The organism is Noviherbaspirillum sp. (assembly GCF_036846085.1).
GTDB lineage: Bacteria > Pseudomonadota > Gammaproteobacteria > Burkholderiales > Burkholderiaceae_D > Noviherbaspirillum.
The window spans coordinates 1-7,441 of record NZ_DAIUCO010000260.1 but is presented as its reverse complement, the minus strand read 5'-3'; the positions used below and the strand labels follow the sequence as shown (position 1 = coordinate 7,441).

Here is a 7,441-nt window from a genome sequence, read left to right as displayed (position 1 = left end):
GGCTTGCGAGCGGCCGAGTTCGTTCAGCGGAACTTGCTCGGGAAGAATGGGTTTGCCTGCGGCGTCGAAGTAGGTGACGCTGCCATGGCGCATCAGGTAGATGCGTCGTCGTTTATGGTCGGTCATTTGTATTGCGGCTTTCTCTTTTCCAGAAATGCGTTGATGCCTTCCTGTGCATCGCGGTGATGCAGGCTTTCCACGAAGTGGTGCTTCTCCGTTTCGAAGTGCTGCGCAAGCGAATTGTTTTGTGCGTCCTGGGTCAGCGACTTGATGCGCTCGACCGCGTTGGGCGATAACGCCGCCAGCTCATCGGCCCAATTGAGCGCCGTATCGAGCGCGGTGCCGTCGGCGACCACCTTGTTGACGAGGCCGAATTCGTGCAGGCGCGGCGCGCCCACCGGCTTGCCCTCGATCAGAATTTCCGTTGCCAGCTGGCGCGGCAGGGAGCGTGACAAAAACCATGATCCGCCGCCGTCCGGTGTGAGACCGACCTTCACGTAGGCCATGACGAATTTCGCGGACGTGCCGGCGACGATCATGTCGCAGGCCAGGGCCAGCGAAAAACCTGCACCGGCCGCCGCGCCTTCGACGGCGGCAATCACTGGCTTCGGACAGTCGCGGATGGCTTCGATCCACCCATGGAGGTTGTTGATCGACTCGGCCTGGACCGACTTGTCCTTCGCCCGGTTATCGAGCAGGCGGTTGAGATTGCCTCCGGCACAGAAGAAATTATCCGCTCCGGTCAGCACCACGGCCCTGATCGAATCGTCGCGTTCGGCAGTCGATAGAGTTTCGACAGCTGCGGCATACATATCGGGGTGCAACGCGTTTTTCGAACCGGGATTGGACAGGGTAAGGATCAGCGTCGCATCACGACGGGAGGCTTGAAGTTCGGCGGACATAGGGGCAGGGAATGGATGTCGGGAATATGGGCAACAACGAAAATTATGCGGCGGCACTCACAGCCGGCGAAACTCTTGCACCGTCTGTGGCTGCCGAAACAAGCATACTGCCGCCTATTATTGCCGAAATGCGCAAAGGAGGTTCGGGGCCGGCATTGAATTCCATCCTGCGGTAAGCTTTCGCACTCGCGGGCAATAGATTGCCGGCATCCTGTCGGTCGAAATCAATAACGAATGGAGATAACATGCTGAAACTGTGCGGCTTTTCCGTAAGCAACTACTACAACAAAGTGAAATTTGCCTTGCTGGAGAAGGGCGTCGAATTTGAAGAAGAACTGGTATGGACCGACCGCTCACCCGCCTTGCTGGCAAGGTCCCCGCTGGGGAAAGTCCCGTTCTTCGAGACCGACCAGGGCGTCATCCTGGAATCCCAGGTCATGATGGAGTACATCGAAAGCGCTTACCCGCAAAAGCCCCTCATTCCCGCCGATCCGTTCGCCGCGGCGAAGGTCCGTGAGCTCGTCACTTACATGGAGTTGCACCTGGAACTGGTCGCTCGGGAGCTTTACCCCGAGGCATTCTTCGGCGGCAAGGTGTCGGATGAGGTCAAGACGCGCACGCAGAAGCTCCTCACCCGCAACGCGAAGGCGTTCGCCGGACTTGCCAAGTTCTCGCCCTATGTCGGCGGTGCGGAATTCACGATGGCGGATTGCGCTGCGCTGGTCCATTTGCCGCTGGTGAGCATGGCATCGAAGGCGATATACGGCGACGATGTGCTGGCTGACCTGCCGATCCGCGACTACACCAAGATGCTGGGCGAGCGTCCGGCGGCGCAGCGTGTCAATGCCGACCGAAAGGCAAATCAACAGGAAATGATGGCTCGACCGAAGTAGGGCAGTACCCCGGGCAACGCCGGTTCACAACGCCGCTTCGTCACCCCAAAGCTGCTGCAGGCTGAACCGGAGCGCGCCCTGTTCGCCGCTAAGGGGTTCCCGAATCGCATACAAATCCTTGCCGGTATCGCGCTGTATCGGGAACGCCAGCGGCGCCCCGCGCGGACCGATCAGCGCATGAACCACCGGCGTTGTCGCGGATTTGCCTTTGCGGGTAACCACGCCGATTTCGCCGTTCTGCAGCCGGACGAATGTGCCGGGAGGGTAGTTGCCGATCTCGCGTATGAAGTAGGCCGCCAGCGTCGGATCGCGCGGCTTTCCGGCGCCGAGAAAGACATCGCGCAACGCGGATTGCGGCAACAGCGGTTTCCGGTAGCGCCGATTGGAGACCGCCGCGCAGTAGCGGTCGGCCAGGGCGATGATCTTCGCATTGGTGCTGATCTCGCCGACGCCTTTCCCGAGCGGGTAGCCGCTGCCGTCGTCGTTTTCATGGTGCAGCAGCACGTATGAAAGCCAGGTCGGATCGTCAATCCCGCATTGCAGGAGGATGTTGGCGGCTTGCTGCGGATGCTGCCTGATGTTTTCCAGCTCCCTGTCGGAGAGCGGCTCGCTTCGTTCCTGCAGTTCGTCATGCTGGCGGAGCATGCCGACATTCATTGTGAGTGCGGCGGCCATCATCACCAGGGTTTCATCGTCACCCTTTTTCATCCCCCTGGCAACGATAGCGGTCAGTACCGCCGTATCCAGGCAATGCCGGATCGTGTAGCGGTGCGCCTGCTGATTTAGGAGTACGCACCCAAGGGCAATGTCCGGATTGATATCGACCGCTTCCGCAATCGACCTGGCGATGTCGAGCACTTTTCCTCGCGCATCCTGGTCGTTGGTCAGATTGTAGAGCAGCCGTTCAAGGCGCTTGTTAGCCGAGTTGAGAAGGCGCAGCGCGGAAGGGAGCGCCTGTTTCGCCGAATGATTTTCGCACTTCCTGTTTGCCAGGCCGGCTGCGGCACTGCTATCGATGAAAAGGGCGCGTTCGGTTAGTTCATCAAACTGGCGTTCGGTTGCAATGACATGTCCTTTGCCCAGTAAAAGACGCTTGCTCTCGTCATATACATCCCATGGGAGCGGTTCCCCGATGACGATGTCCGCTATGTTGATACGGTAATGATCAACCATGTTGCCACCCCCGATTTAGCGTGCGTCCGCGTGCGTTCCTCCGGCGGCCTGATGCGCGTAGATTGATTGCGTCATCCAGCGTGCCATGCCTGTATGCCGGCATGGCATTTATCGTTGTAATACCTGTTTAACGGCAGGAATCCGCCAGGACTGAGGGGGCAGCCCGAAACTTCATTAAATCATCCACACTGCCGCTTTATAGTGTTGCCAATCTCGCAAGGGCAGTTTGAAGTGTATCGTCCTTTTTTGCGAAGCAGAAGCGGACGATGCCCGATTCCTTTGGTTCGTTGTAGAACGCTGAAACCGGTATCGCCGCCACACCGATCTCACTTGTCAGCCAACGCGCAAAGTCGGTTTCCGGCATGGCGGAAATTGCTGAATAGTCAACACATTGAAAATAGGTGCCGTCCGAAGGCAGCAGCTTGAAGCGGGTGTCCGCGAGCCCGTCGCGGAACAGGTCGCGTTTGCGCTGGTAAAAGCCGGCGAGTTCGAGATACGGGGCAGGATTGGACATGAATTGCGCGAATGCATGCTGGACCGGCGTATTCACCGTGAATACATTGAATTGGTGCACTTTGCGGAATTCGTTGCTGAGCGCGGCAGGCGCGGCGACATAACCGACCTTCCAGCCGGTGACGTGATAGGTTTTGCCGAAGCTGGAAATGACGAATGCCCGCGCCGCCAGTTCAGGATGCCGGCATATGGATTCATGGCGAGCGCCGTCGAACACCATATGCTCATACACCTCGTCGGACACGATCAAGATGCCGGTTCCCCGAACGATGTCCGCAAGCGCCTGCAGATCAGTTTCGCGCAGCACCGAACCCGTCGGATTATGCGGGGAGTTGATCATGATCAGGCGAGTCCTCGGTGTGACTGCCGCCGCGACTTTGTCCCAGGGGACGCTGTAGCCGCCCGCATCGACCCGCATTTGTACAAACACCGGTTCGCCGCCGGCGAGCTCGATCGCCGGCACATAGCTGTCATACACCGGCTCGATGACGATCACCTCGTCGCCGGGATGAACGCTGCACAGGACCGCGGTCAGGATCGCCTGCGTGGCGCCCGCCGTCACGGTGATTTCCGCCGCCGGGTCGTAGTCGCGGCCGTACAGCCTCGCAATCTTGCCGGCGATCGCCTGCCGCAACGCCGGCACGCCGGTCATCGGCGGATACTGATTGAACCCGCTCTTCATCGCGCCCGACACCGCGTCGACGAGCGCAGGATCGCAATCGAAATCCGGAAAACCCTGACCAAGGTTGACGGCGTTCTTTTCCGCGGCGAGCGCCGACATCACGGTGAATATCGTGGTGCCGACACGCGGCAGTCTGGATTGCAGGGGAAGGGGTGCGGTGCCGGTATTCATGCCTGTCGCTGAAATGATTTGGGAAATCGCATTCTAGCGTCTTGTTACTCTTCAAGTCGCCAATCCTGCGGCGGCAAAATGCGGAACAGGCCGGCACGCGCCATTTTCCGCGCAAGCTTGAGCAGCGCCTTGTCCTTGGTGATGAGGACGCCGGCCTGCTCGGCCAGTGCCGTTTCCAGGAATTTCTGGTCGTCCTTGTCGCTGCACAACGGCAGCTTGACACCTGCCGCCGGGGCCGACCCCTCGGCACAGCGGATTACCGCATCGAACTCCGATGCGGCCTTCGTCCGCGACGCCTCGTCCAGCGGCAGGTGTTCGTACTGCAGCACTGCCAGCCATTCCATCCGGCAGTCAGTTCGCGTCACCGCTTCAATCGCGCCATTCCGCAGAGCTGCATCCAGCGCCGCCCAGCGCGGATCGCGAAAGACAAACAGGTCAAGGCAGACATTCGTGTCGAGCACAACTCGCTTGGGTATCATTACGGGAAATTGTTGTCTGGAAAAAGTGAAATGCTGATTGTCCTGTCGCCCGCCAAAACCCTTGATTTCGAAACGCCTCCTGTCACCGACCTCCACACCCGCCCGGATTTCATTGAGCATTCCGCACAATTGATCGATATCCTGAAAACGAAAGCGCCTGCGGAAATCGCCAGTCTGATGGGCATTTCGGATGCGCTCGCCGCGCTCAACGCCGAGCGCTTCGCAGCCTGGTCGAAACGACGCTTTACCACTGCCAGCGCCAAACAGGCGATGTTTGCTTTCAATGGCGATGTCTATGACGGCCTGAACGCAAAATCGCTGACGGCCAGGCAGATCGACTATGCGCAATCACACCTGCGCATTCTATCCGGCCTGTACGGCGTCCTGCGTCCCCTGGACCTGATGCAGCCTTACCGCCTGGAGATGGGAACCCGGCTTGAGAATCCTCGCGGCAAGGATTTGTACGCATTCTGGGGCGAGCTGGTGACCGCGGCATTGAATGCCGAACTGTCGCGGCAGTCGTCCACGATACTTGTCAATCTTGCATCGGATGAATACTTCAAGTCCGTCAAGCCGAAGCTGTTGCATGCACGGATCGTGACACCGGTATTCGAAGACTGGAAGAACGGCCGATACAAGATCATTTCGTTCTTCGCCAAGCGTGCTCGCGGCCTGATGGCGCGCTACGCAATCGCGAAGGGACTCAGGCAGGTTGAAAAGCTGAAGGGGTTCGACAGCGACGGCTACGCGTTCGATGCCGCCGCTTCCACCGACGATATGTGGGTTTTCCGCCGCAGGTTATAACTGGTGAAAACCGGCACGCAAGCTTTTCGGATTACCAGAATTTCCACCAGGGTTCGGACTTCTTCGGGCCGCCGCTGAAATACACGCTGTCCGGATAGTTTTTGCGCATCACCCTTTCGGCGTCGTCCCGCAATTGCGGCAAGTTTAGCGCGTCGTAGGCCTTGACCATGATGAACAATGCTTCCTCGACCGCTGGCGCCTCCCGGTACTCCGTCACGGCGGCTTGCGCCCGGTTGGCGGCCGCAAGGTAAGCGCCGCGCCGCAGGTAGTAATTGGCCACATGCACCTCATACTGGGCCATCGCATTCACCAGGTAGTTCATGCGGGCGATCGCATCCTTGGTGTATTTGCTGTCCGGAAAGCGCTGCGCCAATTGCTTGAACGATTCGAAAGCTTCCCTGGTGGCCTTGGAATCGCGTTCGCTCGGGTCCTGCCGCGCAAGGAAATTCAGGAAGCTGAGCTGGTCATTGAAGTTGATCAGGCCGCGCAGGTAATACATGTAATCGACATTCGGGTGATTCGGATGCAGCTTGATGAAACGTTCGACCGCAGCCAGTGCCTGCGGCTGGTCGCCTTGCCGGTAATGCGCATAGGCGATTTCCATCTGCGCTTGCTGCGCATAGGTGCCGAAGGGATAGCGCGACTCCAGCTTTTCGAAATGGGAAACCGCCTTTTCGAAATTCCCGCTCGCTAGTTCGTCGCGGGCCTCCGAGTATAATTTCGAGGCCGACCATGTCCGGGTCTCATCGACTTTTTCCTGTGTCAGGCCGCAGGCCGACAAGGAAAGTACGAGTGCAATGGCGGAAATTTTTAACGATTTGATGTGCATGACGTTCGCAAGGATGCTTCTCAACAAGATGCCAGATTATAGCCGATGCTTATTATGGCCCGGCTGTGCGGCTTGCCCAGTATTTTGCGCTGACGTCCCAAGGCTTTACCGACGTTTTTTCGCGGCCTGAAGGCTGCCTACCCAACCGAATCCCGATTTTGACCAAGCAAACCATTGAATCCGATATCGACGATATCGATGAAGACGACGTCCAGGACTTGCAGGAACTTCCTTCCCCGGAGGATCATCCGATCGTCCTGACGCTGTCGGAGGATGCATGCGGCGTTCGGCTCGATAAAGTCCTGTCGCAGCTGGTTCCGCAATATTCCCGCAGCCGCATCCAGCAATGGCTGGACGCCGGCCATGTCACGATCGATGGCCATCCGGCACGTGCCAAGGCGCTCGCGCTCGGGGACGAGACGGTAATCATCCATCCGCAGGCCGCCCCGCAGGAGCGCGCTTTCACCCCCGAACCGATTCCCCTGTCGATCGTGCATGAGGATACGTCCATCGTCATCATCGACAAGCCTGCAGGCCTGGTGGTCCACCCCGCGGCAGGCAACTGGTCCGGCACCTTGCTCAACGGTTTGCTGCATCAGTGGCCTGGGCTTTCCGGCGTGCCCCGGGCAGGCATCGTCCACCGGCTGGACAAGGACACCAGCGGCTTGATGGTGGTGGCAAAAACCCTGGAGGCACAGACCGACCTGGTGCGGCAGCTGCAAGCGCGCAGCGTCAAGCGGGAGTACCTGGCTCTCGTGTGGGGCAAGCCCCAGGTCGGCGGCAAAATTGAGGCGCCGATCGGACGCCACCCGCGCGATCGCATCAAGATGGCGGTCTCGGACGGCCCCAGCGCCAAGCCGGCCATCACCCATTACGAGCGCATCGCCACCGGCGCGCTTGACGGCCGGGTCGCCAGCCTCGTGCGATGCAAACTGGAAACAGGACGCACCCACCAGATCCGTGTCCATGCCCTGGAGGGGCTGGGCATCGCAGTG

8 protein-coding genes and 1 pseudogene are annotated in these 7,441 nt (G+C 59.3%); 3 read left to right on the top strand and 6 right to left on the bottom strand.

Annotation, left to right across the window (positions count from 1 at the left end):
• Window positions 1-126 (bottom strand): annotated as a pseudogene (locus V7080_RS21750) (histidine phosphatase family protein); the annotation flags it as partial.
• On the bottom strand, window positions 123-902 hold the full coding sequence (locus V7080_RS21745) for an oxepin-CoA hydrolase, alternative type (RefSeq protein WP_334190476.1): 780 nt from the start codon (window positions 900-902) through the stop codon (window positions 123-125). The pseudogene V7080_RS21750 and the gene V7080_RS21745, both read right to left, overlap by 4 nt.
• A gap of 245 nt (window positions 903-1,147) precedes the next feature.
• Between V7080_RS21745 and V7080_RS21740 the strand changes: the two genes are divergently transcribed.
• Window positions 1,148-1,795 (top strand): glutathione S-transferase family protein, encoded by a 648-nt coding sequence (locus tag V7080_RS21740; RefSeq protein ID WP_334190475.1) that lies wholly within the window; start codon window positions 1,148-1,150, stop codon window positions 1,793-1,795.
• A gap of 24 nt (window positions 1,796-1,819) precedes the next feature.
• Here V7080_RS21740 and V7080_RS21735 read toward each other — a convergent pair whose 3' ends face one another.
• The 3 genes from V7080_RS21735 to V7080_RS21725 all read right to left on the bottom strand — a co-directional run bounded on the left by V7080_RS21735 (window position 1,820) and on the right by V7080_RS21725 (window position 4,813).
• Window positions 1,820-2,968 carry an HD-GYP domain-containing protein gene (locus V7080_RS21735; RefSeq protein ID WP_334190474.1) on the bottom strand — a complete coding sequence of 383 codons (1,149 nt, stop codon included), beginning with the start codon at window positions 2,966-2,968 and terminating at the stop codon, window positions 1,820-1,822.
• A gap of 196 nt (window positions 2,969-3,164) precedes the next feature.
• Window positions 3,165-4,334 (bottom strand): pyridoxal phosphate-dependent aminotransferase, encoded by a 1,170-nt coding sequence (locus V7080_RS21730; RefSeq protein ID WP_334190473.1) that lies wholly within the window; start codon window positions 4,332-4,334, stop codon window positions 3,165-3,167.
• 44 nt (window positions 4,335-4,378) lie between these two features.
• Window positions 4,379-4,813, bottom strand: coding sequence for a putative toxin-antitoxin system toxin component, PIN family (locus V7080_RS21725; RefSeq protein ID WP_334190472.1), 435 nt, complete (start codon window positions 4,811-4,813; stop codon window positions 4,379-4,381).
• A gap of 30 nt (window positions 4,814-4,843) precedes the next feature.
• On the opposite strand from V7080_RS21725, the gene yaaA reads away from it, so the two are divergent.
• Window positions 4,844-5,617 carry a peroxide stress protein YaaA gene (gene yaaA, locus V7080_RS21720; protein WP_334190471.1) on the top strand — a complete coding sequence of 258 codons (774 nt, stop codon included), beginning with the start codon at window positions 4,844-4,846 and terminating at the stop codon, window positions 5,615-5,617.
• 31 nt (window positions 5,618-5,648) lie between these two features.
• Here yaaA and V7080_RS21715 read toward each other — a convergent pair whose 3' ends face one another.
• Window positions 5,649-6,446: an outer membrane protein assembly factor BamD gene (locus V7080_RS21715; protein ID WP_334190470.1), complete on the bottom strand. Its 798-nt coding sequence runs from the start codon at window positions 6,444-6,446 to the stop codon at window positions 5,649-5,651.
• A gap of 149 nt (window positions 6,447-6,595) precedes the next feature.
• On the opposite strand from V7080_RS21715, the gene V7080_RS21710 reads away from it, so the two are divergent.
• Window positions 6,596-7,441 (top strand): RluA family pseudouridine synthase (locus tag V7080_RS21710; protein ID WP_442947271.1); only part of this gene is annotated, 846 nt, incomplete at its 3' end.

Coding starts and splice junctions, on each gene's coding strand:
- V7080_RS21745 (WP_334190476.1), bottom strand. CDS start 902: ATGTCCGCCGAACTTCAAGCCTCCCGTCGTGATGCGACGCTGATCCTT.
- V7080_RS21740 (WP_334190475.1), top strand. CDS start 1,148: ATGCTGAAACTGTGCGGCTTTTCCGTAAGCAACTACTACAACAAAGTG.
- V7080_RS21735 (WP_334190474.1), bottom strand. CDS start 2,968: ATGGTTGATCATTACCGTATCAACATAGCGGACATCGTCATCGGGGAA.
- V7080_RS21730 (WP_334190473.1), bottom strand. CDS start 4,334: ATGAATACCGGCACCGCACCCCTTCCCCTGCAATCCAGACTGCCGCGT.
- V7080_RS21725 (WP_334190472.1), bottom strand. CDS start 4,813: ATGATACCCAAGCGAGTTGTGCTCGACACGAATGTCTGCCTTGACCTG.
- yaaA (WP_334190471.1), top strand. CDS start 4,844: ATGCTGATTGTCCTGTCGCCCGCCAAAACCCTTGATTTCGAAACGCCT.
- V7080_RS21715 (WP_334190470.1), bottom strand. CDS start 6,446: ATGCACATCAAATCGTTAAAAATTTCCGCCATTGCACTCGTACTTTCC.